The 26,964-nt window shown below is 33.8% G+C and carries 29 protein-coding genes, 2 tRNA genes and 1 pseudogene; 11 read left to right on the forward strand and 21 right to left on the reverse strand.

Annotated elements, in window-relative coordinates; genetic code table 11:
* The first annotated feature begins 69 nt into the window (after positions 1–69).
* The 3 genes from GXZ72_01505 to GXZ72_01515 all read left to right on the forward strand — a co-directional run bounded on the left by GXZ72_01505 (position 70) and on the right by GXZ72_01515 (position 4,131).
* The gene (locus tag GXZ72_01505; protein HHT18231.1) at positions 70–855 is read left to right on the forward strand and encodes a slipin family protein; all 786 of its coding nucleotides are present in this window, start codon (positions 70–72) and stop codon (positions 853–855) included.
* A gap of 281 nt (positions 856–1,136) precedes the next feature.
* Entirely contained in the window at positions 1,137–2,567 is a 1,431-nt protein-coding gene (locus GXZ72_01510; GenBank protein HHT18232.1) for a TrkH family potassium uptake protein, read from the forward strand.
* A 133-nt stretch (positions 2,568–2,700) separates the two neighbouring features.
* Positions 2,701–4,131, forward strand: a complete 1,431-nt coding sequence (locus GXZ72_01515; protein ID HHT18233.1) for a TrkH family potassium uptake protein — start codon at positions 2,701–2,703, stop codon at positions 4,129–4,131.
* A gap of 115 nt (positions 4,132–4,246) precedes the next feature.
* On the opposite strand, the gene GXZ72_01520 is transcribed toward GXZ72_01515, so the two are convergent.
* The 4 genes from GXZ72_01520 to GXZ72_01535 all read right to left on the reverse strand — a co-directional run bounded on the left by GXZ72_01520 (position 4,247) and on the right by GXZ72_01535 (position 5,776).
* Positions 4,247–4,867, reverse strand: a complete 621-nt coding sequence (locus GXZ72_01520; GenBank protein HHT18234.1) for an MBL fold metallo-hydrolase — start codon at positions 4,865–4,867, stop codon at positions 4,247–4,249.
* Positions 4,868–4,919: 52 nt separating this feature from the next.
* Positions 4,920–5,073: transfer RNA gene (locus GXZ72_01525), tRNA-Trp, on the reverse strand.
* 40 nt (positions 5,074–5,113) lie between these two features.
* Positions 5,114–5,185: transfer RNA gene (locus GXZ72_01530), tRNA-Cys, on the reverse strand.
* Between the two features lie 210 nt (positions 5,186–5,395).
* A complete protein-coding gene (locus GXZ72_01535) occupies positions 5,396–5,776 on the reverse strand; it encodes a DUF3221 domain-containing protein (protein ID HHT18235.1) in 381 nt (126 codons plus the stop codon).
* A 171-nt stretch (positions 5,777–5,947) separates the two neighbouring features.
* Here GXZ72_01535 and GXZ72_01540 point away from each other — a divergent pair, with 171 nt between their 5' ends.
* Positions 5,948–6,220: a hypothetical protein gene (locus tag GXZ72_01540; GenBank protein ID HHT18236.1), complete on the forward strand. Its 273-nt coding sequence runs from the start codon at positions 5,948–5,950 to the stop codon at positions 6,218–6,220.
* A gap of 218 nt (positions 6,221–6,438) precedes the next feature.
* On the opposite strand, the gene GXZ72_01545 is transcribed toward GXZ72_01540, so the two are convergent.
* From GXZ72_01545 to GXZ72_01590, 10 genes are all read right to left on the reverse strand, one after another.
* Positions 6,439–6,927, reverse strand: a complete 489-nt coding sequence (locus GXZ72_01545) for a GNAT family N-acetyltransferase (GenBank protein ID HHT18237.1) — start codon at positions 6,925–6,927, stop codon at positions 6,439–6,441.
* A gap of 12 nt (positions 6,928–6,939) precedes the next feature.
* The gene (locus tag GXZ72_01550; protein HHT18238.1) at positions 6,940–7,743 is read right to left on the reverse strand and encodes a methyltransferase domain-containing protein; all 804 of its coding nucleotides are present in this window, start codon (positions 7,741–7,743) and stop codon (positions 6,940–6,942) included.
* Positions 7,744–7,933: 190 nt separating this feature from the next.
* A complete protein-coding gene (locus GXZ72_01555) occupies positions 7,934–8,428 on the reverse strand; it encodes a YbhB/YbcL family Raf kinase inhibitor-like protein (GenBank protein HHT18239.1) in 495 nt (164 codons plus the stop codon).
* A 535-nt stretch (positions 8,429–8,963) separates the two neighbouring features.
* Positions 8,964–9,554: a GNAT family N-acetyltransferase gene (locus GXZ72_01560; protein HHT18240.1), complete on the reverse strand. Its 591-nt coding sequence runs from the start codon at positions 9,552–9,554 to the stop codon at positions 8,964–8,966.
* A 195-nt stretch (positions 9,555–9,749) separates the two neighbouring features.
* Positions 9,750–10,418, reverse strand: coding sequence for an ABC transporter ATP-binding protein (locus tag GXZ72_01565; GenBank protein HHT18241.1), 669 nt, complete (start codon positions 10,416–10,418; stop codon positions 9,750–9,752).
* Positions 10,411–11,526 (reverse strand): ABC transporter permease, encoded by a 1,116-nt coding sequence (locus GXZ72_01570; protein HHT18242.1) that lies wholly within the window; start codon positions 11,524–11,526, stop codon positions 10,411–10,413. Before GXZ72_01570 ends, GXZ72_01565 begins: the two co-directional genes overlap by 8 nt.
* 601 nt (positions 11,527–12,127) lie before the next feature.
* A complete protein-coding gene (locus tag GXZ72_01575) occupies positions 12,128–12,472 on the reverse strand; it encodes a winged helix-turn-helix transcriptional regulator (GenBank protein HHT18243.1) in 345 nt (114 codons plus the stop codon).
* A gap of 33 nt (positions 12,473–12,505) precedes the next feature.
* Entirely contained in the window at positions 12,506–13,099 is a 594-nt protein-coding gene (locus GXZ72_01580; GenBank protein ID HHT18244.1) for a DUF1700 domain-containing protein, read from the reverse strand.
* Positions 13,092–13,433 carry a PadR family transcriptional regulator gene (locus tag GXZ72_01585; protein ID HHT18245.1) on the reverse strand — a complete coding sequence of 114 codons (342 nt, stop codon included), beginning with the start codon at positions 13,431–13,433 and terminating at the stop codon, positions 13,092–13,094. The genes GXZ72_01580 and GXZ72_01585 overlap by 8 nt, the downstream gene beginning before the upstream one ends.
* A gap of 124 nt (positions 13,434–13,557) precedes the next feature.
* On the reverse strand, positions 13,558–14,316 hold the full coding sequence (locus GXZ72_01590) for a class I SAM-dependent methyltransferase (protein HHT18246.1): 759 nt from the start codon (positions 14,314–14,316) through the stop codon (positions 13,558–13,560).
* Positions 14,317–14,762: 446 nt separating this feature from the next.
* Between GXZ72_01590 and GXZ72_01595 the strand changes: the two genes are divergently transcribed.
* The gene (locus GXZ72_01595) at positions 14,763–15,719 is read left to right on the forward strand and encodes a calcium/sodium antiporter (protein HHT18247.1); all 957 of its coding nucleotides are present in this window, start codon (positions 14,763–14,765) and stop codon (positions 15,717–15,719) included.
* Between the two features lie 339 nt (positions 15,720–16,058).
* Here the strand turns inward: GXZ72_01595 and GXZ72_01600 are convergent, their stop codons facing one another.
* The 6 genes from GXZ72_01600 to GXZ72_01625 form a co-directional block, all read right to left on the reverse strand.
* Complete coding sequence (locus GXZ72_01600; protein HHT18248.1) at positions 16,059–16,952, reverse strand: hypothetical protein; 894 nt, start codon at positions 16,950–16,952, stop codon at positions 16,059–16,061.
* Positions 16,953–17,196: 244 nt separating this feature from the next.
* A complete protein-coding gene (locus GXZ72_01605) occupies positions 17,197–17,529 on the reverse strand; it encodes a hypothetical protein (protein HHT18249.1) in 333 nt (110 codons plus the stop codon).
* Positions 17,530–17,554: 25 nt separating this feature from the next.
* The gene (locus GXZ72_01610; GenBank protein ID HHT18250.1) at positions 17,555–17,845 is read right to left on the reverse strand and encodes a winged helix-turn-helix transcriptional regulator; all 291 of its coding nucleotides are present in this window, start codon (positions 17,843–17,845) and stop codon (positions 17,555–17,557) included.
* Between the two features lie 127 nt (positions 17,846–17,972).
* Positions 17,973–18,833, reverse strand: coding sequence for a 4Fe-4S binding protein (locus GXZ72_01615; GenBank protein ID HHT18251.1), 861 nt, complete (start codon positions 18,831–18,833; stop codon positions 17,973–17,975).
* Between the two features lie 23 nt (positions 18,834–18,856).
* On the reverse strand, positions 18,857–19,327 hold the full coding sequence (locus tag GXZ72_01620) for a flavodoxin (GenBank protein HHT18252.1): 471 nt from the start codon (positions 19,325–19,327) through the stop codon (positions 18,857–18,859).
* A 451-nt stretch (positions 19,328–19,778) separates the two neighbouring features.
* Positions 19,779–20,387, reverse strand: coding sequence for a GNAT family N-acetyltransferase (locus GXZ72_01625; GenBank protein HHT18253.1), 609 nt, complete (start codon positions 20,385–20,387; stop codon positions 19,779–19,781).
* A 375-nt stretch (positions 20,388–20,762) separates the two neighbouring features.
* On the opposite strand from GXZ72_01625, the gene GXZ72_01630 reads away from it, so the two are divergent.
* The 6 genes and pseudogenes from GXZ72_01630 (at position 20,763) to GXZ72_01655 (ending at position 26,166) form a co-directional block, all read left to right on the forward strand.
* Positions 20,763–22,547, forward strand: a complete 1,785-nt coding sequence (locus GXZ72_01630) for a DNA polymerase (GenBank protein HHT18254.1) — start codon at positions 20,763–20,765, stop codon at positions 22,545–22,547.
* A 270-nt stretch (positions 22,548–22,817) separates the two neighbouring features.
* Positions 22,818–23,003 (forward strand): hypothetical protein, encoded by a 186-nt coding sequence (locus GXZ72_01635; GenBank protein ID HHT18255.1) that lies wholly within the window; start codon positions 22,818–22,820, stop codon positions 23,001–23,003.
* A gap of 25 nt (positions 23,004–23,028) precedes the next feature.
* Positions 23,029–23,721 (forward strand): class I SAM-dependent methyltransferase, encoded by a 693-nt coding sequence (locus tag GXZ72_01640; protein ID HHT18256.1) that lies wholly within the window; start codon positions 23,029–23,031, stop codon positions 23,719–23,721.
* A 62-nt stretch (positions 23,722–23,783) separates the two neighbouring features.
* Positions 23,784–24,480 (forward strand): annotated as a pseudogene (locus GXZ72_01645) (epoxyqueuosine reductase).
* 511 nt (positions 24,481–24,991) lie between these two features.
* Positions 24,992–25,336 carry a winged helix-turn-helix transcriptional regulator gene (locus GXZ72_01650; protein HHT18257.1) on the forward strand — a complete coding sequence of 115 codons (345 nt, stop codon included), beginning with the start codon at positions 24,992–24,994 and terminating at the stop codon, positions 25,334–25,336.
* A gap of 59 nt (positions 25,337–25,395) precedes the next feature.
* Complete coding sequence (locus tag GXZ72_01655) at positions 25,396–26,166, forward strand: phosphatase PAP2 family protein (protein ID HHT18258.1); 771 nt, start codon at positions 25,396–25,398, stop codon at positions 26,164–26,166.
* Positions 26,167–26,194: 28 nt separating this feature from the next.
* Here the strand turns inward: GXZ72_01655 and larB are convergent, their stop codons facing one another.
* The gene (larB, locus tag GXZ72_01660) at positions 26,195–26,953 is read right to left on the reverse strand and encodes a nickel pincer cofactor biosynthesis protein LarB (GenBank protein ID HHT18259.1); all 759 of its coding nucleotides are present in this window, start codon (positions 26,951–26,953) and stop codon (positions 26,195–26,197) included.
* Between the last annotated feature and the right edge of the window lie 11 nt (positions 26,954–26,964).

Raw genomic sequence — 26,964 nt, forward strand, 5'->3', positions numbered from 1 at the left:
TGAAATTTATTAGGTAGTTTTGATATAATTTAACTATAAATTTTCTAATTTGGAAAAGGAGGTTAAAATATGGATTTATTTACCCTTATCATTATTGGCATAGTGATACTGATTATACTGGGACTTTCTATTAGAATCGTGAATCAGTATGAACGGGGGGTTGTTTTCAGATTAGGAAAAGTTATTGGAGTTAAAAAACCAGGACTTCGACTCATAATCCCTTTAGTTGATAGAATGGTCAAACCATCCCTCAGAATAGTAACTATGCCCATACCCGCCCAGAAGATCATAACCCAAGATAACATTACCATTGATGTTGCGGCAGTGGCTTACTTTAAAGTAGTGGATGCATACCGGGCAGTAGTAGAAATTGAAAATTATAACCGTGCTGTTAACCAGATTTCCCAGACCACAGTAAGAAGCGTTGTTGGACAATTCACATTAGACGAGGTTTTATCCGAGACACCTAAAGTGAACACCCGTATTCAGGAAATTATAGATGACCACAGCGAACCATGGGGTATAAAAGTGACCACAGTTGAAATAAAGGACATTAAATTGCCTGAAAGTATGCAAAGGGCTATTGCGCTACAAGCTGAAGCTGAAAGGGAGAAAAGAGCTAAAATCATATCGGCAGAAGGTGAATATCTTGCTGCTGGAAAACTGGGAGAAGCTGCTGACATCATAGCCGAACATCCAGTAGCACTGCAACTTCGGACCATGCAAGTCTTAAGCAACATTTCTGCTGAGCAAAACTCCACAATAGTATTCCCGGCCCAAATATTAAGCACTCTTAAGGATATTAAAGAGTTCATGGGATCAGAACTAGAATCTATAGAAAAAGAAAAAAAATAATCAAAACCAAATAATAATGGTTGAGGAGAATATTAACTATTGGGAAATCTAGCCTTAGTTAATTCTAATCTTCTTCTCACATAAATTAAATCCAATATTCCAATTCCTATTATAGATTATATTTTTACCAATAGCCTTAATAGTTATATAATAGACGCAAAATTTATAAATCAGTGCGATAAATACTTATTTTAATTATATCCCTTATTTTTTAGTTAATCTATCACTGATGAGACTTTCTTAGTGAAATTTATATATTAGATTGTTATGGATTAGATTATATGAGAAACTATCTAGGGAAGAAGGATTTGTTATTAATAGCCAATCCTCTAGGCATAATAATGCAAGGCATTGGTGCTGTTGTGCTTTTACCTCTTATAATAGCCATTATATACGGTGAATCAAACTTTATTGAATTCATTATATTTGGATTGTTTTCAATTGGACTGGGATCTGTTTTTCGAAGATTACCCTCCGATTATAATCGATTGAAGCTCAAACACGGTATGATAATTGCTTCACTAGCTTGGTTATGGGCAGCACTCATGGGAAGCTTTTGCTTAATGTATGCCACTAACATTGACTTTTTAAATGCTTATTTTGAATGTATGTCCGCTTGGAGTGGCACTGGACTTACGATTTATACTGACTTAGAGATACTACCTAAATCCATTTTATTCTTCAGAAGCCTTATGCAATGGGTTGGTGGGCTGGGAGTGGTGATTGTAGTAATAGGAATCTTAATAAGGCCCGGAACAGCAGCTGCCCGCCTATATAAATCTGAAGCGCGTGACGAAAAAATAAAACCAAGCATAAGCAGTACTGTGAAAACAATTTGGTGGATATATCTTTTATACACTGTTTTAGCAATCACAATGTTCCTAATAGCTGGTATGAACCTTTTTGACGCCATTAACACATCTTTCACCACCATATGCACCGGGGGTATGTCAATAAAAAATAATAATTTAGGAGCCTATGGTAGCACTCCAATTTTTATTGTCGCTATGATTGTGATGATACTGGGTGGTACCAGCTTTTTAGTTCATTATAAAGCACTGAAAGGAAATATAATGGATGTTTTCCATGACTTACAATTCCAAGCAATGATAATTATAGTATCTGTTTTTTCTGTTCTCCTAATTATTATGTCAAAGTTCACTACAATTGATTCTTTTTTCTTTGTAATTTCTGCCCTAAGCACTACCGGGGCAAATATTCAACCAACTAGTGCCATGGTTACTTGGCCAGATTTTGCTAAAATAATTATTATGAGCCTTATGATAGTTGGTATGTCAGCAGGTTCAACTAGTGGTGCAGTTAAACTCATAAGGATTGTTATAATCTTTAAAGGAATATATTGGGAAATAAAAAGAATACTTTTACCACAAGGAACAGTTATCCCCCGAAAAATTAGTGGAAAGCCTGTGGAAGATGTGGAAATTAGAGAAGCAGGAAGTTTCATATTTATATATCTCTTCTTTATTTTCATAAGCTGGTTAATACTTGTTCAGTATGGATATGACGGATTGAATTCCCTTTTTGAGGTAATATCTGCCCAAGGTTGTAATGGTCTTTCCATGGGTATCGCTTCCCAAAAAATTCCTGAACTGGCCCGAATCTTCCTCATCTTTAATATGTGGATAGGTAGGATAGAAATTATACCCGCACTTGTGTTATTTAAAGGATTGTGGGATGTATTAAAAAGATAAACTAAAAATCAATAATGATATAGAGGTTATACTAGTATTCCATAAAACGTTGGATTCATCTAAATATTTCAAAAGAAAGAAATTCAATTTTCCAAAGTCAAATTTATATACAATATTGTTTCTCAATCAATTGATGATGGGTTATCTGGGTAAAAAAGACTTTTTATTAATTGCCAAACCTCTGGGCATAATAATGCAAGGTGTGGGTGCAGTGGTGATTATGCCCCTCATAGTTGCCATTATATATCATGAACCTCTATTCTATGAATTTATAATTTTTGGGGGCTTTTCCATATTATTAGGGTTTATTTTAAGAAAAGTGCCCTCAGATTATAATAAGTTGAAACTACGGCATGGGATGATAATAGCAGCAGTGGCATGGCTATGGGCTGCACTGATTGGAAGTTTTTGCTTAATCTACGCCACCAATATAGATTTTTTAAATGCTTATTTTGAATGCATGTCTGCATGGAGTGGTAGTGGATTTAGCATTTTTACTGATGTGGAAATCTTACCAAAATCTATTCTATTTTTCAGAAGTCTTATGCAGTGGTTTGGAGGACTAGGAATTGTTATTATGGTTATAGGAATATTAATTAGGCCTGGCACAGCAGCAGCCCGATTATATAAATCTGAAGCACGTGAAGAAAAAATAAAACCTAGCATTACTAGTACCGTAAAAACTATCTGGTGGATATATGTATTTTACACGATTTTAGGTATTATACTATACTTATTTGCCGGCATGGGCCTTTTTGACGCTGTTAACAATACCTTCACTAATCTTTCCACCGGAGGAATGTCCATAAAAAATAACAGCATTGGATCATATAACAGCGACTTAATAACTTTAATTACCATTATTTTAATGATTATTGGTGGTACGAGTTTTCTTGTTCATTATAAGGCATTCCAAGGTCGTGTTTTAGATGTGTTTAAAGATTTGCAATTTCAGGCAATGATTATAATAGTTGCTGTATTTTCAATACTCCTAGTTGTATACGCAAAGTTCACCGACCTGAATGCTGTTTTTTATGTGGTGTCTGCTCTGAGTTGTACTGGTTCCAATACTGAGCCAATTAATGCTATGGCTACTTGGATGGATTATCCAAAAGTAATCCTAACTATCGCCATGATAATTGGTATGGCTGCAGGTTCAACTACTGGAGCACTCAAACTAATCAGAGTAATCACCCTCTTTAAAGGCGTTTACTGGGAGATTAAGAGAATATTGCTTCCTGAAGGTTCAGTGATATCACGGACAATTAGTGGGAAACCAGTAAGTGATATTGAAATCAGAGAAGCAGGAAGTTATACATTTTTATATTTTTTCTTTATTTTGATAAGCTGGTTAGTGCTAATGCAGTATGGTTATAGTGGAATTGACTCATTTTTCGAAGTAGCATCAGCTCAAGGAAATGTAGGATTATCTTTGGGAATAATTTCCCCAAATATGCCAGATATAGCTGAAATTTTACTAATATTCAACATGTGGATAGGTAGACTTGAAATTATCCCTGTACTCGTGTTATTTAAAGGTTTGCTGGATATTTTCCGAAGATAAATAAATATAAGATAGAAATCCGCCCAATACTTCAGTTATAATATAAAAAAATAGACTGGAATTTGGATTAATTAAATGAAATAAATTATAAATTTTTCTTTAAAAAGGATCATGACTAATAATATCCGTTTGAAATGTCACATGCCAGTTTAACATGTCTAGAACCATGTTCTACAGCAGGACCATGACCAGGGAGTAAATATTCAATATCGAGTTTTTTCAGTCTTTCCAGGGATTTTCTCATATCATTCATATCCCCACCCAGATCCACCCTACCAAAACCTCCACCAGAAAATACTGTGTCTCCAGAGATAAGAGTTTCACCATCATATAAACAGATACTTCCAGAAGTATGGCCCGGGGTAAGTAAAACCTCAAAATCGTGGATCTTATCCCCTTCTTCGAGTTTAATATCCACTTTCATTTTTTCAATAGATTCCCCGAACATTGTAGCCAATAATGCATCTTCATCACCTTTTTCAAGTGCTACTGCATCATTTGCATGCATAGCCACTTTCAAATTAAAGTAATGATTTCCACCCACATGATCGTAATGATTGTGGGTATTTACTATTAAAGACAACTCATCAACATCTTTACCTGCTTCTTGTATGGATTTAAGTATGTAATCCATGTTTTGGCCTGTTCCAGTGTCTACTATAACATCTTCAAAAATGTAGACATTGGAGTCGTAACCGATTCCTTCAATTATAATTATATCGTTGATTTTAGTCAATTTACACCCATCCAAGTAGGAAATAGGAAAGTGTTCACAAAAAATAGTATAGTGGGGTCACCGGGATTTGAACCCAGATCCTAGGATTTCTCTTGTCTCAGTACTCCAATCGATCATCATCCGATTGATCATACCTAACGTCAGAGCGCGCGTTTCCTCAAAGACAACTGGAGTCCCAGATGATAGCCTGGTTACACTATGACCCCTAAACTAATGCTCATAGAATGATATATTTTATTGGATTAAAGCCAAGGGAGAGATTTGAACTCCCGTGTAATGGATCTGCAGTCCACCGCTTCGCCTCTAAGCTACCTTGGCTCATTAGTTACGTTGCACACTGTTGCTATTTAAACCTTACGGAGGTAATGTAACATTAGTTTTTAAAAGCTCATTCTTCAAAATAAATACTAAAAAAGATATTTATTAATAAATAACGCATATTTAGCGGCTTAAAAAAATTGTTAAATTAATTACAACACTGTTAGAAAGAATAAACTATCCAATAAACCTAATTAGTGCAGATAAGTATTAGGAAATGATTATAATTTCTTTGGCTGTAGTCTGGGGCGGATATGATTCAAGGAATGGTCCAGTGAACATTACGGCAACATTATTCCCTGTTTTCATCTCACAAAAAGATGCATTAACATATTTTTTTCCGTTTTTCTTTAGTATTACAGTGGCATCATTAATTTTTAATGATATGTTATGAGTTTCACTATTGCCTGCAACCTTCCCCTCGACTAGAATAGAATTTTGAGTATTATTTTCATCGTTGGGATTGGCATGGCAAATTCCGATGATTTTTCCATCCATATCAGCTTTCTGCTCACCAGTGGCGAATATAACCCCGTAAAAAACCCCCATCATAATCACAACTAATATTGCAAACAAGGTTATAGTCCTCATCTTTACAAATCCTCTACTTTAGTCGATTAATGGCACATAATTCCAATTATCACAGATGTATAAGTTAATTCTACTATAAATGGTTTATTACTCAACTTGTCTCAAGTTTGGTTATCAAAAAACTTTTTAAAAATAAACATTACATATTACATTGGAGTATAGGAGGTTCCGATAATGCCAGTTCTTGATCCTGTAACTATTTTAAACTTGATCTTTTGTATAATAATAATCGGATTAGGTTACTGGGAATACCACAAGAATAATAGTTTAATATCTCTATTCATAGCCATAACTTTTGGACTTTTTGGTATAGCCCATTCGGCCATAATTTTAGGGATGAAAAGCTCTGATCTTTTCATTATGGTGATAAGGTCTGTTGCTTACTTGGTTATTATTTATGCACTATATAAAACCGCCACAAACAATGAAATAAGGAATGAATGAAAATTTTTGCAACAAAATCTCTTCTAAATTTCCGTTTTTTTGGCCCCCAACACGAAACTGGGGTTACTCTAGTAACAATGCCAATACATTACTATTATCATCCCATCAGGAAATTATTTATCTTTTTTCCCCCAAATGCCCTAATTTAGCATGTTCCCCTAAAAAAAATCAGCACTCTTAAATTTTATCCTTTATTTTCCCTTTTAATTTCATTTTTATTAAAATGTATTATAATCAATATTAATGTGTTTTTTCCTTATTTTTTCCATAAAAACTAAAGTTAAGTGAGGTGTGAGTTTTTCCGTCTTAAATGTTTCATAACCACATTTTTTATAAAGTTTAATATTTTTAGTGCTTAGTTGTCCAGTCATAAGCTCCCATCTATGGCATTTATGGAAAATTTTCTCAATTTCAATCATCAATTTAGTTCCAATACCCTGGTTCTGGAAATCTGGATGTACGATTAATCTTCCAATGTAACAAGTGCCAGGACTGGAAATTCTTCCTCGAACTGAACCAATAATTTTCCCTTTTTTAGTGACTTTCAGGAAGAAATATTTTCCAAAAGCATCTTTTATCATGTCTAATGTGTCAATAAGGGGAGGAATAGTATAATCAGAATATATTTCAGCCTCGCTTAGGTAACATAACTTCTGTAGGGCGAGAATTTCTTCAGCATCATCTACATTTGCTTGTTGAACTATCAATAAATCAACTTCCTACTTTGTGGCTATTCCCTTGAAAAAATTGTAGAAGAACGTACCGGAAGGTTCTGCAGATTTATACAAACCTTGAATACCTTTTTCCCATGTTTCAATATCTATAAGATCTGATTCAAGTGCTTGGTCTTTTACTCCTTGTACCATAGCAATTATGGTCTTTTTAATAAATCCATCCACTAGTTCCGGTTTGCTTGAGTCAACATATACTATTCGGGGATCAACTTTAATGTTTTTAAATTCCGCTTCAGTTAACAATGGATACAGTTCCCGACCCATTAAAGGATTGCATTTCAAGTCATTTTGAACTTTAATTAGGCACTGCCATGCTTTGATGGCCTCTTTTGTCTCAGGATGGAAGTAACAAGACCCATGATCACCTTCTATAACTGTTATGGAACCTCCTTTTTTGAGAACCCGTTTTAAACTTAAAAGAGCCCCAACAGGGTCAGGGAGATGTTCTAGAACAAAACAAATGAAGACATGGTCAAAGGCCTCATCCTCAAATGGCAAGTTCATAATATCCCCTAATTGAAATTTGACATTTGAAATCCCTTCTTCATTGATTAAAGCCCGGGCATGATTGAGGGATGGTTCTGATATGTCCAGTGAAGTTATCTCGGCATGGGGGCTGTTACGAGCCAGAGTGATGGTTTGAGCTCCCACCCCACAACCAGCCTCCAACACCAGACTTCCGGAAGGATAACAAGTATCATGATGCATGAGAGCAGACAGTGTCTTTGCCTGATCAACCAGTCTGATTGCTTCCCTTTCTGAGTATCCGTGAACATAATCATTTCGCATATTGTTTAACCCCTATATGAGATGTGAGAAAAAAATGAAATAACTCATTTACTCATCATACATCCTATACTACTAAAATAAGAGCACTATTTAAAACTTTATAGAACACTTGTGTACATTGAATTGGGGGGATTGTTTAAAAAAATGGATGGAAATATAAGTTTAAACAATTAATTTAGTCTAAATACATTTATTTCCCATATTTACCTGTTATTTTAGCCTTAACAAGCACGTGCCCTTGTATTGCTTCATTCACTTGTTGTTTAGTTGCACCAGATTCTAATTTAAGCAATACATCTAGTGCATAGATTTTAAACACATACCTATGTGTTCCGCTTGGCGGTGATGGTCCGGAGTATCCTATAGTATCCATATCATTAATTCCCTGTTTTGCACCATTATCCAATATCTTCTGGTTGGGTATGCCCTCAGCTAACCGAGTAACGTTTCCAGGTATGTTAAAGATTATCCAGTGGAAGAATGCACCATCATCAAGTCCAGATGCATCGGGATCTTCACAAGTTATAGTGAAACTTTCAGTATTTGATGGTGCTCCAGTCCAAGTGAGAGGTGGAGATATATCCTCACCATCAGCAGTGTATTTTTGAGGAATCTGACCACCCTGAGTAAATGCACTGCTGGTAATCTTAAAACTATTAGAGTGGCTTGTGGGTTGATTATTAATCTGATTGTTATCCTGTGTGCATCCTGAAGCAAAAATAACAATAATTATTATGGAAATTCCCAAAATAAAAAGTAAATTTTTATCCACAAAAATCCCTCCCCTCAATTCTTTATTCTGCTTATTACTCTATAATTATGTATATAATAATATGACGATGCTGAAATGAATCTTCAAAGGACGATTTTAGCTAATTAAAAAGCTAATGCTGTTGGAATATTTCTGTAGGATTCTTCAACAGTTTGAGAACTGATCATTGTAAAGGTACCACTCCTAACTGGATGGATAGAAATAGGAGGATAATCTTCATCCCCCTTCTTCATGAGTTGGGAAAACTAATTTTTATTCACCCATGCAATGGGCATCAAATACATTATTACCTTTTTGAGGACGGATAATTACCAGAATCCCATTCCACTGATAAAAACAGTTTTTTTCGTCCATTTTCCGTGAAATTCTTAATTTTATATCAAATCCAACCTTTTAAACCAAACATTCACTGAACGCATTTATTTAAGAAAGGGAGGATTTAAAACAATTATAGTTTCAGAACCATAAACACATCTCCACCGGATTCATAATCTCCATCACTGTATTTAGGTAAATATTCGCTTAGATAATAATTTTTAGGTTCTAATTCTTCTTGGATAAATCCAGCCTTTTGGTATGATTTAATAGCTCTTTTATTATGTTTTGATGGGCGAATAATTACTTTTTCGTATCCAAGATCCCTGACAGTTTCAACAAGCCTTAATAAAGCCTTTGTCCCATAACCCTGTCCAGTTAAACTGAGTTTTTTAAGCCAAATGTCAAATTCAGTGATTTTATCAAGTAAATGAAACGATGTGTAGGATATAATCCCAATATCCTCAATTTTTCCATTTTTTTTACAAACAATAATGTATGCTCGTCCCTTGTCTGGTTGAGAATCATCAAAATAGAAATCCATGTATTCTTCTTTTTTATAATATTCGTAAGAAGGAATGGCTTCTTTGCTAATTCCTCCTAAGTCATTTAAATAGTCAGAAAAGTCTGAGTAATAAAGCCAATTGTAGGTCATTTTTCTGTCCCTAATTCTAGCTTTTCTTATATCTATAATTTTGATTCCCCTGTTATGATGTTCAATCAACAAATATATTGGTTGTTAAATATGTTTTTCAACATAGTTAATTTGAACCATTTCTAAAACTTTATCTTGCCTTATTCCAAGTAGTTCTCAAAAAAAATGATAAATTGACAAATTCAATTCTAAAAAAAATGAGAGAAGATTAATAATCATCTGAGGTTAATCCAGTTTGTGTATTATTGCTTCATAAAAAATAAATTAGGTTTGGATTTTTCCGTCCAAAACCTTAATGGTCCTCTCAGCCATGGAAGCCACGTTCAAATCATGAGTCACCATGATCAAAGTGACATTTTCCTTTTCATGTAATTCTTTGAGACGTTTAAGGATCATTTTACCATTTTTAGAGTCCAAAGAACCGGTAGGCTCATCTGCCAAAACAATTGAGGGTTTGTTGGCTAGGGCACGAGCAATTGCCACCCTTTGTCTCTCACCACCTGAAAGTTCAGTGGGTTTTCTTGTGGCTTTATCTTGTAAGTTTACATATTTTAAGAGATTCATAGCCCTTACGCTCATTTGTTTACTGTTATATCCATTTCCATACATGGGAATCATAACATTTTCCAAAACACTCAAGTTAGGGATGAGGTTGTGTAATTGGAAGATAAATCCAATTTCTTTTGAGCGAAAATCACTTAAATCATTTTTTTGACTTATATCATTTCCAGCAACTCTAATTAACCCCTCATCAGCCGTGTCTAAGGCTCCGATCATGTTTAAAAGGGTGGATTTCCCAGAACCAGAAGGCCCGATTATGGATACAAATTCTCCTTTCCTAATTTGAAGATCAATTCCATTTAAAGCTTTGATTCTCCCTTTATCAAATCCTTTCTTTAGATTGTTTATTTCTACAATATTTCCATTATTCATAGCGCAACGCCTCCGTTGGAGCTAATCTACTAGCTCTAATTGCAGGATATAAACCCCCAATTATGCCTACCAGGATTGCAATTCCCAGTGCTTTTAAAGCAAGGGCTGGAGTGAAAGCTAAGGGTATTGGAATTTCAGAAAACTTCATAATCACTTCGATTCCAGTAAATCCAAGTATTATTCCCACCATACCTGCAATTAGAGTTAATACTATGGATTCTCCCAGAATCATTCCCAATATCCTGCGACTTTTCCATCCTACTGATTTTAAAACCCCAATTTCTCGAGTTCTCTCGAATACAGACATTATCATGGTATTTATTATTCCAATTCCGCCAACAATAATTGCAAGTAAAGATATTGCCATTGTTGCTGTTTCGATATTTTTTAAACTATTATCAGCCTTTTGATAATCTTCAAGTGATGCTAATGATGTTAATTCACCAGGATAAGCTTTTTCTACTGATTTAGAAATTGTTTTTAAATCTTGACCAGATTTGATCTTTACATAAATCATGTATACTTTTCCCTCTTCTTCGTCCATTTTTTGGAGTTTTTTCAATGGTAACGCACCTATAGAGTCCAAATTGACATTACCCGTTTCAAATATGCCAGTTATTGTGTATTTATTTCCATTAAGGGTTACTGTGTCTCCAGCTTTCTTTTTTAGCTTATCTGAAGCTAATTTGCCCAATATCAATTCGTTTTTATCGTCTGCTGAAAATGCTTTGCCTTGTGTTATCTTAGCCCCTAATAAATTCAGATCCTTGGAATTTACACCAGCCAGATTTAGTTGATCGCCACTTACTATCATTCTACTAGTGGAAACACCTGCTGCTTGTTTAACTCCATTCATCTTGCTGATTTCATCCACTCGTTTTTCATTAATAGTTTCTGATCCTGATGATGATTCAGAGGTGGTGTTTTTCACAACAACAAAATCAGCCCCACCCGTCTTTAACTGCTCTTCAACACTTAATTTAAGTCCATCAGTCACCATTCCCAAAGCCACAATAGTGGCTATACCAATAGCAATTCCTATCACGGATAAGGCTAAACGGGCCCGATTCCTAAATGGATTTTTAGCCATGAGTTTTATAAACGACATAATAATCACCTAATTTTGAATTAAAATATTTTTAGTTGAATACAATCCATTTTATTATTAAAATGCGGTTGTATTATTCCATTTCAATTAATAATCTTGAAAATTATTTCAAAGTTATATTTTTTCTTATTTTAATAATTAAATTCACATTTAAAATTACTTTTAATTATTAAATCTAAATGTTCCTCTAGAAGGGATTTTGAGACGGTATAATAGGATTTGATGATTAATCATTTTCCTAGATCCCCTCTTTCATTGGAACATCTTGATTTTTCATTTTCCCAAAAACTTTTTAACTACCTCCTTTTTACTAATTCATGTTATTTGTAATCAAATGTTAGATTAAACCCTTAAAAATAGTTTTTTCCAAAATTTCCCCACAATTTCCCCATTTTTTATTCCAATTATCTCTTATTTCCCCACAAATTACACCCAAATTCACCCAAAATTAAAAAAGATCACTGGAAAAAAAAACGATTTTAAAATCTGATAAAAAAAATATATTGCAGAAAAAATAATCTTTAATCAGAAAAATAGTATATTTATAAATAAAAATAGGTTAGGATAAGTAAATTTAAAGTAATTGAGTTAAAAAAGCTTATTAATTGATTAATTCCACAGGAACCTTGTCGATAATTTTGTCTTCTATATAATAAATTTCAGAGTCAGAACTACCAAAATCTGCCAAAATCTGCATAAAAGTAGTGAAATTTTTTTCCATTCTATCTGAAAGGAAATACAATGCACCATATCCTTTATGTGTGGGTGTAACTATATCATTTTTCTCTAAAACTTCAATATGGTATTTTATTGTTTTATAATTAAGAGAAAGTTTTTCAGCAAGCTGATTAGCATTATAAGGTCTGTCTCGTAAAATTGCAATGATTCTAGCACGATTCGTCCCTCCTTTAGTTCCTGCTAGTAGCGACCAAAGAATTTTTTTCATTAATACTAACCCCCTACTTAATGTTCGAAAACTTTATCTGCGTCCTTTAATTATCTCTAAATTTAATTTTAAATATCTAATAGCCAATCCATACAACCATCGAGTGACAAAATACAATCCTGCTAAAAATGCAAGGCCTAAAATGGTTAAACAAATACCAACCAGTATTCCTCCTAAAATATTCAACCAGCCATCGCCTATTAGAATATTAAAATGGTACTGAGGTAAAACTGGCTGTAAACAAGAGGCCAGGGTTATGTAGATGCCGCCAAAGACCATTGCCCCACTCAAAACAAAAAAGGTTAGTAAAATGGCAATTAAAATCAGGGCAGGTACTGCTACAAATATTAAATTAAAAATTCCAAGTCCAGCCGCAGATAATATTGCTTCAAACATACTGCTGGCAGACTGTTTATCTTCAGCTATTTTAACCATGTACTCGGTTTTGATCTGTTTTGCAAGTGTTTTGGGATTTCCTAAAGCTTTTGAAATTTCTTCCTCAGACCTACCCTTTTCCAGACCAATCATAAAGTGTTCTTCATAATCCCATAATATGTCTTCCCTTTCCTCTTTTGGCAGTTTTTTAAGGAGTTTACTGAGTTTTTCAATATATTCATCCTTATTCATCATTTATATCCCCTGAATTATTGATTTTCTCATGAATTAGATTATTTACACCCATTGAAAATTGACCCCATTCTTCCACCAGATTTTTCTTCCTATCTTTTCCAATGACTGTGATCTTGTAATATTTTCTTGGAGGGCCATCTTGTGATTCCTTTAAGTATGAAATAACCATGTTTTCCTTTTTTAACCTTTTTAGAAGAGGATAAATTGTTCCTTCCGAAATTGAAATAGTTTTTGAGATTTCATCCACCATTTCGTAACCATAGCAGTCTTTTCTATCTAGTAGTACCAAAACACATAGTTCAAGTACTCCTTTTTTAAATTGTGTGTTCATAATGATCACTATATCTTACAAGGTACTGTATAATGCAAGGTACTATATATAGTTATGGACATTTAATAGTAAACCATTAGACCCAAAAAAATATAAAAAACAAGTTTAAAAATAAAAAAAATCTTTAAAACTCAGCGATAACCAACATTTCATAATTTTCAGTTGTTAATGGAACGTCTCTGCTGAACGCACCAATTTGGCATCCATAAATATCAATTTTTTTAAAACCAATTGATTTTAGGAGCCAATTAATTTCTGATGGAACATAATATCGTTCGTTGCAGTTTAAATTCATTTTACAACCATCATCCCCTTCTATTTCCAACTGATATATGTCTCGGAAGGTCATGAGGTCAAATGTGTTATTTTTGTTGGTTTGAGATGTGGAATCAGAGTTTATGAAATCTTTAACAGAATGAAATAATGGAAACAGACCATTAAGGGTAGTTAAGATTAATTTACCCTTTTTATTAAGTGATCGTGCAGCACTTTCCAAGATATTGAAGTTCATTTCATCAGTTTCCATGAGAGGGAAGGCCCCTTCACAGATCATTATAACCAAGCCAAATTCTCCTTGGAATGATAGATTTCTGGCATCAGCTTGCCTGAAATCTATCTCAAATCCTGCATTGCAAGCATTTTTACGGGCTTTTTTTAGCATGTTTTCAGATAGATCAATACCGGTTACGGAATAACCTCGTTTGGTGAGTTCAATTACGTGACGGCCAGTTCCACAGCCCACATCAAGTATTTTACAATTTTTATTCCAATGAATTTCTTTTTCTATAAAATCAACTTCCCCAATGGTTCCCTGGGTAAATGATTCATCTTCGTATTTATCAGCATAATTTGTGAACAGTTCTTTGTACCATCTACTCATAATCAAAAACTCCTAAATTGTTTTTTTCCTTGAATATTTATTAATAATCGAGGTATTATTGTTTCCATGGAAACCCCCCAAAAAAAACTATATAATCTTAAAAAATCACCAATACATTCGAATGATATACTAATCAAGGAAATTTTCTATGATTGTTTATTTTACAAAAAAATGAGTGTTCACAGATTTAAAAAAAAACCATCATCTATCTTCATGCCAAATAAATTACATATTACTTAATTTCTAAGCCAACTGGTGATTGAAATGCTTCAAAACTAGTTTTTGAATTAATTTAAGAATCTGAAGATTTTTTGGGTAATTTTATTACTAATATTCCCCAGATAGCTCGAATATGAAGATATCAAACCATTAATAACCTAAAAAAAGCCAATGTATAAATAGATGTTCCAGACAATGAATCATAACATAATTTTGTTCAAGTGAAAAACATGTGGATAGTTCTTATCATTTTGTTAGTTTTATCAATTTTAGGTGTCTTAAAGGCAGCAGATATTTTTGTTAATAATTTATCAGATTTAGGAACATTTTTTGGTGTATCAGACGTGGTTTTGGGTGTGACTGCCTCGGCAATTGGTACTTCCTTACCTGAGTTTGGTTCAGCCATGATAGCTATTTTAACTGGAAACCCTGATGTGGGCGTAGGAACAGTGATTGGAGCCAATATGTGGAATATTGGCGGAATTTTGGGTATTACTGCTCTTGTAACCGGTCCCATACTATCTCAAAAGGTTACTATAAAAAGAGACGGTTTAATGGCTCTGGGCACTGCAGTGATTTTATTAGCATTCCTAGTAATTTTTCACGAAATAAATATTATTGCAGGTTTAGTACTTTTAACAGCTTATGGGATTTATACCTATTTCCTTATTGAAGGTCAAAAAAAGGAAAACCGTCAACAAGAACCTGAAAAGAAAAAAACTCACAAACCATCACTAAATATAGCAAAAACAGTTTTATACGCATTATTAGGAGTTATAGGATTAGCTGTGGGTTGTCACATTATTGTTTACTGTGCTGTAGAGCTTTCTGCAATTTTCTGCATACCGGCAATGTTTGCAGGAATAATTTTAGCATTTGGAACAACCAGTCCAGAATTTTTCACTGTAATAACTTCAGCAAGAAAAGGACTAGATAATCTAGCTTTAGGAACAGTTTTAGGCAGCAATATATTCAACATTATGATTGGTCTAGGTGTGCCTGCCATATTGGCAACTGTTCCAGTAGATCAATTTGTCATAACCTATGATGGCCCTGCTCTTATTTTAATTACTATATTGCTCTTATTACTACTTTACAGGGGAAATAAGCTTTCCAGAAAAGAAGGATTAATTTTAATAGGTAGTTATGTCCTTTATATCTCATTAAGAACATTTATGCACTTATAAGAATTAATACATGATTTCATTTTATGCTCTAACTTTTGATATTACATCGTTGCATACTATAGACTATTCTGGTAGACAATAATGAGCAGATTAGTTAACATATTTTAAAAAAGTTAGTTGATTGAAATATTTTTTTTAGGTTACAAACCTTCCTAACCAATGGAAAGGAAAGGTTTCTACCCCCCGTGCCATGTAACTGTGTAGCACATTAGAGGGGTGAAATTTTACCAAGACTTTAGGGCGATAGAAGTGGGTTCAACAACTTCTTCAACTTTTTAAAATCTTTGGAATACCTATCCATCCACATTACTACTTCCAATAATATCTGTATCCCATTTTTTATTCCAAATTCAATTTGATAGTACCAATCTTGGGTGCCAAGAAATTGTATAGAATTGCAATTAGTGCGGTTTCTATGAAGTAAATGATAAAGTTAGATATGAATTCTCCATAGTTTTGGGACAGAATACCAGATATGAGCCCTAATAATGTGAAGATTAGTGCTACAGCTAGGGCAGTTGGTAAGACAGGTATGTGTTTAAGTTCAAACAAACTTCCAGTAATTTGAACAAACTCAAGCTGGATCTTAGCTACTTTAGAAACTATGTAGTTATAGAATATTGCCAACAAAGAATTCCAGATGAATCCAAACACAAATACCATCACAGGCAGCCCAATGATTAAAACCAGAGATAAAATTAACCCTGCTGTTCCTATTTGCGCTCCTGTGGATACGGTAGTTCCAGTTACATGAGTTATATTATTTGTTATATTGGCTGCCTCTGGCATGGTGGCAATTGCACCTATAAATGATAACAGGGGCGATAATACTGCTGCCAGAACTAATCCGGTGATAAATGCCCATATTGCTTCGATAGCAGATAATATCAGAGAAAATGGAATTACTTGAATTTTTTCCACTTCATTACCTTCTAATTCTAACTTAACACCACCAAGTCTTGGTACCAGTATGTTATAAAGCAATGCAGAAAAAAAACTTCCGATTATCATACCGAAGAATGTTCCTATTGGAATTAAAATAATTAAAGGCACTCCTAATCCTGTTATCAAGTTAAAATGCCCTAATTGAGGGATAATTCCCGTTGTTTGCACGATAATGAGGACTATCAGCATCACAATAGCACCGATAAAGCCTAAAATCCCATATATTGAAGCTGACATCTTGGTGAACGGTGTCAGTTTTAATGATTTAATTTCTTTAACATCTACCATGTTTTAAACCTCCATTTCTGATTTTTAACTAAAAAAATGATTTTTACTTAAACATTAGTTAAGGAATCTTTGATTTTTTTAAGTCCTAAACCTTTACTTAATTCTAGTTTAAACACTTAAAAGTAATTTTTCCATAATTTAATCAACTTTTCCTCTTTTTTCCCTCCAAATTCATCCCTATTTTAAAACCTTAAAATTAAACCACCCCTGGAAAAAGAGATTTAAAAATAGAAAAAATGAATAATTATTCCCTTGTTATCATCAAGAGAAGAGTTAATGCGGCAAATTCTAGTCCTAAAAATATTAAAGGCAAAATAGCGTTGATTATTGTTTCAGGAAGATTGTATACGAAATAAACTGAAAATAATATGTTCTGTGCAAGGAAAAGTAGTGAAAATAAAACCAGTGCTGTGGTAAATTTGGATTTGATTTTCAAGTGTCTTTCTAAGTACACATAGAGCATTCCAATTAAAAGAATGATGTTGGCAATACTAGTTATTAAAGCCGAAGATTTAACCAATGCAAATAAATTAGGTATTAAATTTGACAGTCCGAACACAGCGAGTAACATTAACATGTTTTATACCTTCTTTTCCGTGTATTTATTCATCACTTTTTTTAAATTCTTCCCAAATATCTAGAAAAGTGTCGTAAACATCTTCCATCTCATTTGAAAGGAAATACAATGCACCATATTTTTCGCCAGTTGATTCAACTATATTATTCTCATCTAAAACATCAATATGGTGCCTAATTGTCTTATAATCGAGAGATAGTCTTTCAGCAAGTTTATTGGCATTGTATGGTCTAGTTTTTAGTTCAATTATTATCCGGGCACGGTTTTCTCCACCCTTACTCCCTGCAATTAACCACCACAAGAACACTTTTTTCATGATGAACTCCTACAAATTCTATCATAATCAATTCTGTAAAATTTAATTATCAATAAATTTGTCATTGAAGAGTTATTTTTAATATCATTTTTATTCATCATATAAATATATCATAAAATCATTATCTTTACTTCATCATCATTTCTGACAGTTTAACATTAGGATGATGATATCTTATGGTATTTTTTAGTTCAATACTGCCTATAGCCATTTTATGACACCAGTGAAAACAAGCCAGACAAAATTCACAATTGTGCAGCCATTTAGGTCTATTTTCAACTATTTCTATATTATTCACTGGACATATTTTGGCACAATTTCCGCATCCATCACATTTTTCATTGGTACTAAAACTTCTATCCATATATGGTAACATTTCCTCATAGCCCATGTTCTCTGAATTTGAGTATCGTTTCAAATGGCTTAAAGTTAGAGGTTTGAAAAGAAAAATAAACGGGCTGACAATAAATCTGATGAGTCCAAATGTTTTTCCAGCCAGTACATTTGGTGTGTGGAATCTGACTTTCTTTCGGGCGCATATCTGGGCACTTATATAATCAATGTTTTCTTCCCAAACATGGAACATTTTTTCCTGTTTTTTAGAATTGTTAAGGGATGGTCCAGCCATGTTATTAGGCATGTTAACGGTGAATCCTGCTGTAAGTTTGCCTCCTTGAGATTCGATAATTTCTTCCAAACAGTTAATAGCTTTGAAAGAACCACTCCCATATGTGCAGATGGCAAAAAGATACTTTGAATTAATTTTTTCAAGTTTACGGGCAAATTTTCTTACTATGAGCGGAACTCCACCATATGGTTCATAATAAGTAGGAAAAACAATCCCAATTATATCTGCATCTATTTGAATGGTATAATTGTCCATCATTGTTGGGATTGAAATTAATTTTCCATTAGTTCTTCTAGCAATGTCTTTGGCAACAACTAGAGAGTTTCCTGTGCCTGAAAAATAATAAATCTCTGTTTTCATATTCGGTTCTATATTAGATGATTTTATAATTCGAAGATTAAACTGAATTTTTGGGTCAGTTCATTGATTTTTTTATCAATATCCCCTCGCCATACGACAATATCAGTTCCCATAATATTTCCACCCTTAGATTGGCAAATTTTTTCCATTTGACCAATGGCACGGGTTCCACCTGTGAATTTGAGAGGTAATGCCTTAGTAACATATAATGCGACTTTTTTATCATGCAGAGATGGAATTTGTTCCAGATAAATTTTCATTGCCGGTGCCAGTGAAAATGCATGTACAGGAGAGCCAAAAATTAGACCATCATATACAGTTACATCTGGAGGGTTTTCAATTTGTATATCCTCACTTTGAGGTTTATTACCCCCCACCATATCCACTGTTTTAATATTAACTTCGTTTCCATCTTTTTGAAGTTTTTTCTGAAGTTTTACAGCAACAGAATAGGTATTATTTGTTTGTGAATGCACAATTATTCCTATCTTCACCTTAAGTCCCCCTTCTTAAAAAATATTTATGGCATCATATTGTATCTATTTCACTAGTGTAATAACTAATTCGAGATGATTAGTGAATACCCATAAGTTATTAATTCCTATTATTAAATAATTACATATAATGGCTATGAAAATATCCATGTGGGTATCCTTGTTCCAACTTGATTCCATTATCCATCTATTTCATTGTTGTTTCCATTCTTCAGATAAGATTGATTTTGGAATTCTATACACTTGTTTTTTGCATCTTTATGTAAATACTGCTCTTAAAAAATAGTGTGTGAACTAATTATTATTGAGAAACTTGCCGCATATTAAAGGCCGATTAAATCCTTATTCTTAAAACAAAAAGACGTTTTCAAGTTACTCGGCGAAATTAAAATGTAAAAGCAAAACCACAACTTAATAGAGACACTTTCCATTAACTGGTGAAAAAATCTTCTTAATCATTCAATAAATATTCCATGTTGTAAACCCCTTCTTCCCATCTAAAAATTGAAATACTCTTTGTATTAAATATTGTAAATCCTAATTTTTCATAAAACCTTAAAGCACCTTTATTTTCAATGTCAACATCTAAAACCACTCTTTTACATCCTTGTTTCCTGGCCAATTTAATACCCTCTTTAATAATTAAAGAACCTATTCCCTGCCCCCTTGAGTCTTCGTCAACAGCTACAATGGCAAAATAATAATCATCCTCCTTAATATCCGAAAGGAAAATTCCATCAAGTATCTCAATCATGATGAACTTTAACGAATCGATAATGTTAAAATTCTTTAAAATAACCTTTGATTGCCTGATTTTATCATTCCTAACCCTTGTTGCATATACCATTACCCCTAAAATGTGATTTCCTTCATTGGTTACAACGTGCGTCTGTTGGTATCCCAGATTATTATCGCCTGCATTCACCAGTTTTTCAATTTTTTCGGATGCATTTTTCTTATTTCCAAAGAAAAAATTGAAGGTATTGGCATCAGCTTCATAAATTATCTCTGAAACCTTGTTAGAATCATGTTTCTCTAAATCCATTCTTTGAAATTCCATTGAACTGAACCTCCTGGCGATGTGTTATTATTGTATTTTGATGATGTCTTTTATCAAAACCCAATTAATCTGATTAAACCTTTTATTGTTAAACACTGACAATATTTACACTTGCAATATATGGCTAAGTTATAAATATTGTATTACCTCTTCACATACTATTGTATTGATAACTCATTTAAAAAAAAATAGTAATTGGAAAGTATAATATGATTGTTAATACTTTTTAGAAGATTAAAAAACCTAAATTCAATTTTTAAACACAAATTTTAATTTTATTCACATTCATATACATCAAGAATTTTTAAGATTTAAAATCCAAAAATCTTCATTAAACAATTATTTTATACTCCGATTAATATAAATTAAGAGCGTATGGAAACCAAAAGAATGGTGCTCCTGGATATCGACTACGTCACCCGGGGCGAAAAAGCAATTATAAGGCTCTTTGGAAGAGAAAAAAACGATGCAAATGAATCAATTATCGTCCTTGATGATGGATTCCAACCTTACATCTACGTAGTCCCCCGAGACATAGAAGAGTGTCAGGAGCAAATAGAAGAATTGAATGTAGTGAAAGTTGAAAAGGTGAAAATGAAAGATTTAGCTAAAGAAAAATATTTCATAAAAGTGACTTTCAATCATCCACAAGATGTTCCTAAATTAAGAGATAAAATAAGAGACTTATCAAGCGTTAAAGAAATACGAGAACATGATATACCATTTTACCGGAGATATCTTATAGATAAAGGATTGTTTCCCATGGCAGAGGTGGAAGTAGAAGGAAAAACCACCAATCCCTTAGATATAAATGAAATCAGCAATAATTGTCAAACCAAATTATTCAAGTTACAAGGTGAAATTCGGCCGATTAGTTCTGATTTTCCTAATCTTAATATTTTAAGCCTGGATATTGAAGTTTACAACCCAAAAGGAATGCCCAAATCAGAAAAAGACCCTATAATTATGATCAGCCTTTCCAGTAACCAAGGACTTCAAAAAGTAATATCCACCGAAAGATCAAGTCTTGATTTTGTGGAAACTGTTAAAAACGAATCCGAAATTATTGAAAGATTTGTTGAAATCATACAAAAAGAAGATCCTGACCTTCTCATTGGTTACAATTCTGACAATTTTGATTTCCCCTACATAAAAGATCGGGCAGAACTTTTGAACATTCCATTAAACTTGGGAACTGATGGTTCACAATTAAAATTTATGAAAAAAGGTTTTGCTAATGCTGCGCTGGTAAAAGGACGAGTTCATGTTGATCTTTACCTTATAATGCGTCGTTATCTGCAATTGGATCGTTACACCTTGGAAAGAGTCTATTTAGAACTTTTTGATCAGGAAAAACAGGATATTCCTGGTGATGAAATACACTGCTACTGGAGTGAAGGAGGCGAAAAACTAGATACATTGTTTAAGTACTCATTGGATGATGCAGTAACTGTCACAGAAATTGGGGAAAAAATGTTACCTTTGACTTTGGAGTTAACCAGAATAGTTGGACAACCATTTTTTGATGTTGCTCGCATGGCGACTGGTCAATTAGTAGAGTGGTATCTTATCCGCAAAGCCTATGAACAAGGTGAAATAGTACCTAATAAACCATCTTCATCACAATACTCCAACCGAAGAGGAAAAAGAGCCTCAGGAGGGTATGTTAAAGACCCAGTTAAAGGATTGCATGAAAACATTGTTTACTTCGATTTCAGGAGTCTTTACCCGAGCATTATCATTTCAAAAAATGTCTCACCTGATACTCTGGTGACTGAATGTGACGATGAAAAATGTCACATCTCTCCTGAAAAAAGATACATGTTTCTTAAAGGGCCTGCTGGTTTTGTTCCATCAATCATAGGCAATATTCTCCGTGAGAGAGTGCGTCTTAAGACCATGATGAAAGAATCTTCCGATGAAGAGGAGAAAAAATTTCTCAATGTGCAGCAGGAAGCACTTAAACGACTGGCCAATTCCATGTATGGAGTTTATGGTTATTCACGTTTCAGATGGTACCGTTTGGAATGTGCTGATGCGATTACCGCGTGGGGAAGGGATTACATTAAAAAAACCATGGTAAAAGCAGAAGACTTCGGTTTTAAACCAGTTTATGCCGATACTGATGGGTTTTATGCAGTTTATCATGGTGATCATTGAAAAAAATATGGAAAATAATCAATAGGAAAATCTTTACAAGTGGGGGATTTTTTCATGATCATGGCAAGGTGCATGATTAACTTGCTAAAAAAAAGCTAATTTTAGGACAGTGCAGAAATTATTCTCAGAGGTAACAGTACTCATACCACTTAGTGCTGAAAATTTACTACATTTAACACTCATTTTCAAACACTCCCTACTATATGAAATCTATACCCATTTATTTCCTATACAAATCAAATCAGTGTATAGAAAGTTTAAGGTCATAGAATGAAGATTATAAAAATTATTGAAACCGACCATTTGAATCTGGATTTAATTCAGCCAATGTGGGAAAAACTTAATGAACATCACCAAAGGCAGGAATCGGATTTTAAAGATCATGATGAAAATTTCACTTTTCAAGAACGAAAAAAATCTCTCTTGAAGAAAACAGAGGCTAACCATGATTTATGATTAAAATTTTAGGAGTGAGTATTAATTGGAAGAAAAAAATCATCATGATTTGTTGAAAGAAAAGTTCAGTCAGGGTGCTGAAGAATATGACCAGCAACGAAAACATGTTATTCCCTGTCTGGAAGATCTTTACCAGGTCACATCTGATCTGGCCAATTTAAACATCCTCAAGCCTAAAATACTTGATCTTGGTGCTGGAACTGGACTTTTAACATCTTATCTTCATAATAAATACCCCCTGGGTGATTTCGTCCTTCTTGATTTGTCAGAAGAAATGTTAAACATTGCCAGGACTCGGTTCGAAAATTCTTCGAACTTTCATTACGTGGTTGCAGACTACTTGAAACAAGATTTAGAAGGATTTTTTGATATTGTGGTTTCTTCCCTTTCCATTCACCACCTAGAACACCCCGATAAGAGGTTACTGTATGAAAAAGTCTACCAACATCTGAATCCGGGAGGTGTTTTCATCAATGCCGATCAGGTTAGGGGACCCTACCCTGCCAATGAGAAGGAGTACTATCGGAATTGGTTAAACAAAATAGATATGAGTGCTTTATCCAAATCAGAGAAAACCATCATATTGGATCGAATGGAACTGGATAAACCAGCATCATTGGCAGATAATTTCAAATGGTTGGAAGAAATCGGTTTTGTAGATGTGGATGTTTATTATAAATACTACAATTTCGTTGTTTTATATGGAAAACGGGTTTAAATCATGCCCATCGTCGATGGAAATGGATAGTTCTAGGATTGATAATATTTAAGGTGTTTTTTATGGATTTGAACAAAGAATTTAGAAAAACTGCCTTGGATGAAGGAGCAGATTATTTTGGAGTGGCCGATCTATCATCGGCCCATGGTTTTATTAAAGAACAAGGTGGAAATGAAGTTGCTTCCTATCTCCGGGCTATTTCATTAGGAATACGAATTATTGATAGTATTGTAGACCAACTCCCCCAACGGGAAGAACGGGCTGTGGCAGTTAATTACCGCCATCATGGATACGATATCATTAACCGAAGGTTAGACCTTCTTGCATCCAGGATAAGTAGTCAGATCCAGAATAATGGTTACAAAGCTCTCCCTATCCCATCATCGGAACGTTATGATGATGAACGTATCTGTGCAGTTTTTTCCCACAAATTAGCCGCTCATTTGGCTGGTCATGGATGGATTGGGAAATTGTATGTTGATCACACCTGAAGCAGGCCCAAGGGTACGTTGGATAACCATACTTACCGATGCTCCCCTTAATGTTACTGGAACCTCCCAAGATGAAAAGTGTGGTAACTGTACAGAATGTGTGGATATTTGCCCGGTTTCTGCCTTCACTGGTACGCCCTTCAAGGAGGATGAACCTCGAGAAACACGTTATGATGCCAGTAAATGTGAAAAATATCTTCATGAAGAGGCGAAATGGGAAGTTTGCGGTTTATGTGTTTATATTTGCCCATATGGAATGAAAAACTGAAAGATTTATAATAAAAAAAACTCAAAGATAATGATTCAGCTCCCTAAAAACATTATCCAACGAATTAGTTGTAATGATGTTCGCTGCTGTTTTAGGACCCAACAACTTTACAAACTCCTTTTTTAAAAAGAAAATAATAGAATTTCAAGCTTTAGTGACCATATATTACTAAAAAATGTTAATCATTTAAAGTAATGGAATAAAAAAAATAATTAATTGAAATAAAAAAAATCTCTATTTATTCTGCATCCATCATTTCGCCGTATTCTATTTCTATTTGACAGCCTTTAGGACCGCAGCAGAAATGTTGTAAATCAAATTTTGCTTCCATTTTTTTCACCTCGATAAGTTCAACAATATATAAAAGTAACTAATAGTATTTATAGTAAGTACTGACATTGATCATATATACTTACATAAAGTATACTTAGTATCATAAGGTATAGCATTTATTTAGCCATTCGTAAATATTATACATGAACCTGATGTCTTGAAATAAAAGGAGGATCAAATGGCAAAAAATGGCAAAAATCATGAGTATATCTGTTCAGTAGAAGTTGCCATTAATGAAATAGGTGGAAAATGGAAATCATTAGTAATATGTTCATTAAAAGATGGTACTCTTCGATTTAATGAGATAAATAAGAAAATACCAGATATAACTCAGAGAATGTTAACAAAAACCCTTAGAGAGTTGGAAAAAGACAGGATAATAAACAGGAAGGTTTACCCTGAAGTTCCTCCTAAGGTCGAATACTCACTAACTTCCAAAGGAGAATCTGTATTACCAATATTTGATTCTTTGTGCGAATGGGGGAAAAAATACTGCCAATCTGAAGAGAATTGGAAAAATTAGTATGTTTTGATGTTAAATAATTTAAACCTACCATAATAAGAAACCAATCAGGATATAAAATGGACCTTACTACACAAACTTCTGAAATGAAATTATTCGAGTTTGGAAGTCAAAAGAAGCTGATTTTGATTTTATTGGCAGCTATTTTATTGGTTTCCGCCTTAATCACCTATTTTATTCCAGGTTTTAATTACCATTTAGTGGCTAGTTTCAATGCGCTGCGTACCAATGCATCATTTGCATGGTTCTGGTACAATTTTACATTGTATATGTTATATATTGTTTTATTCCCCATTATAGTAGTTTATATCATGTCATTCAAGGTTAATAAATTAAAACCTTATCGTTTGGTGCTATTTTTATCCATTTTGGTCACTGGAATTGGAACTCCCATTGTTGACCCTGTCATGAAAGATTTATTTGCAATTCCACGACCATGGGTAGCTTATTCTGATATTAACAGTTTATACCATGTAACCGGATTTTCTTTTCCTTCAGGACATTCATTTGAATCGTTTGCAGTCACTTTGCCACTAATGATATGTTTTTTAAGTAATGATGAAAACTTCAGGAGAAATTGGAAAAAAGTAGTTTTATCATCCTTATTATTAATTTTTGCAATAACACTGTCATTTAGCCGGGTTTTAGTAGGAGTTCATTATATTTCAGATGTTTTTGCCGGGATAGGTTTTGCAATCCTATTAACTGTGTTATTATCCATTTTATTGCAATGGTTCTTGGATACCAATAGATTAAACCTTCAAAACGAAAAATGGTATGCCTTATTGTTAATTTTTATCTTGGTCATAAATACTTTTTTCATCAGATGAATGCTAAAATAATCAATAAAATTGGTTTTTAAAGTTGTTTAACAATTGTGGCAGCGAAAACAGCTGCTCCAAAACCATTGTCAATATTTACCACTGCAATTCCAGGTGCACAAGATTGCAACATGGCATTAAGGGCCGCAAAACCGCCTGTTCCCACCCCATATCCCACAGATGTAGGAACACCTATAACTGGAACATCCACCAGCCCAGCAACCACTGATGGTAATGCTCCTTCCATTCCCGCCACGACAATAATGGCTTTTACATCTTTTTCAATCATTCGCCTGATTTGTGAGAATAAACGATGAATCCCCGCCACTCCCACATCATAAGATACTAAAACATCACAACCTGCCTCTTCTGCCACTATACGTGCCTCTTCTGCCACGGGAACGTCAGATGTGCCGGCGGTGATGATCCCTATCTTTCCCCGCTTTTCTATTTCGCCATCTTTAATGAGCAAAATTCGTGCTTTATTATTGTATTCAACTTGAAAACCTTTTTTTAAAAGATTATTTATTTCTTCTTTGATTTTTAAGTACCGATCCTCTCCCAATCGAGTTACCAGAACTCTTCCCCTATTTGCACAGTCTTTGATGATCTTCACCAGTTCCTGATCATCCTTACCTTCGGCAAAAATAGCTTCTGGGAATCCAGTGCGAAGATCGCGTGCAGCGTCTAATTTAGCAAAATCCTCCAATTCAGCAATCTGCATGGTTTTAAGCATTTTTTCAGCTGTTTCTACCGATATTTTGCCATTAATCAGTTCTTGGAGTATTTTCTTCATACTATCTCTAC

The organism is Methanobacterium sp., from assembly GCA_012838205.1.
Lineage (GTDB): Archaea > Methanobacteriota > Methanobacteria > Methanobacteriales > Methanobacteriaceae > Methanobacterium.

What these genes read in the sequence shown, in the direction of transcription:
- GXZ72_01615 (HHT18251.1), bottom strand. Translation starts at nt 18,833, where the DNA reads ATGAAAACAGAGATTTATTATTTTTCAGGCACAGGAAACTCTCTAGTT.
- GXZ72_01550 (HHT18238.1), bottom strand. Translation starts at nt 7,743, where the DNA reads ATGCGAAATGATTATGTTCACGGATACTCAGAAAGGGAAGCAATCAGA.
- GXZ72_01625 (HHT18253.1), bottom strand. Translation starts at nt 20,387, where the DNA reads ATGGAATTTCAAAGAATGGATTTAGAGAAACATGATTCTAACAAGGTT.
- GXZ72_01505 (HHT18231.1), top strand. Translation starts at nt 70, where the DNA reads ATGGATTTATTTACCCTTATCATTATTGGCATAGTGATACTGATTATA.
- GXZ72_01580 (HHT18244.1), bottom strand. Translation starts at nt 13,099, where the DNA reads ATGAATAAGGATGAATATATTGAAAAACTCAGTAAACTCCTTAAAAAA.
- GXZ72_01515 (HHT18233.1), top strand. Translation starts at nt 2,701, where the DNA reads ATGATGGGTTATCTGGGTAAAAAAGACTTTTTATTAATTGCCAAACCT.
- GXZ72_01605 (HHT18249.1), bottom strand. Translation starts at nt 17,529, where the DNA reads ATGTTAATGTTACTCGCTGTGTTCGGACTGTCAAATTTAATACCTAAT.
- GXZ72_01600 (HHT18248.1), bottom strand. Translation starts at nt 16,952, where the DNA reads ATGGTAGATGTTAAAGAAATTAAATCATTAAAACTGACACCGTTCACC.
- GXZ72_01630 (HHT18254.1), top strand. Translation starts at nt 20,763, where the DNA reads ATGGAAACCAAAAGAATGGTGCTCCTGGATATCGACTACGTCACCCGG.
- GXZ72_01575 (HHT18243.1), bottom strand. Translation starts at nt 12,472, where the DNA reads ATGAAAAAAATTCTTTGGTCGCTACTAGCAGGAACTAAAGGAGGGACG.
- GXZ72_01655 (HHT18258.1), top strand. Translation starts at nt 25,396, where the DNA reads ATGGACCTTACTACACAAACTTCTGAAATGAAATTATTCGAGTTTGGA.
- GXZ72_01635 (HHT18255.1), top strand. Translation starts at nt 22,818, where the DNA reads ATGAAGATTATAAAAATTATTGAAACCGACCATTTGAATCTGGATTTA.
- GXZ72_01585 (HHT18245.1), bottom strand. Translation starts at nt 13,433, where the DNA reads ATGAACACACAATTTAAAAAAGGAGTACTTGAACTATGTGTTTTGGTA.
- GXZ72_01535 (HHT18235.1), bottom strand. Translation starts at nt 5,776, where the DNA reads ATGAGGACTATAACCTTGTTTGCAATATTAGTTGTGATTATGATGGGG.
- GXZ72_01650 (HHT18257.1), top strand. Translation starts at nt 24,992, where the DNA reads ATGGCAAAAAATGGCAAAAATCATGAGTATATCTGTTCAGTAGAAGTT.
- GXZ72_01565 (HHT18241.1), bottom strand. Translation starts at nt 10,418, where the DNA reads ATGAATAATGGAAATATTGTAGAAATAAACAATCTAAAGAAAGGATTT.
- GXZ72_01595 (HHT18247.1), top strand. Translation starts at nt 14,763, where the DNA reads ATGTGGATAGTTCTTATCATTTTGTTAGTTTTATCAATTTTAGGTGTC.
- larB (HHT18259.1), bottom strand. Translation starts at nt 26,953, where the DNA reads ATGAAGAAAATACTCCAAGAACTGATTAATGGCAAAATATCGGTAGAA.
- GXZ72_01510 (HHT18232.1), top strand. Translation starts at nt 1,137, where the DNA reads ATGAGAAACTATCTAGGGAAGAAGGATTTGTTATTAATAGCCAATCCT.
- GXZ72_01610 (HHT18250.1), bottom strand. Translation starts at nt 17,845, where the DNA reads ATGAAAAAAGTGTTCTTGTGGTGGTTAATTGCAGGGAGTAAGGGTGGA.
- GXZ72_01570 (HHT18242.1), bottom strand. Translation starts at nt 11,526, where the DNA reads ATGTCGTTTATAAAACTCATGGCTAAAAATCCATTTAGGAATCGGGCC.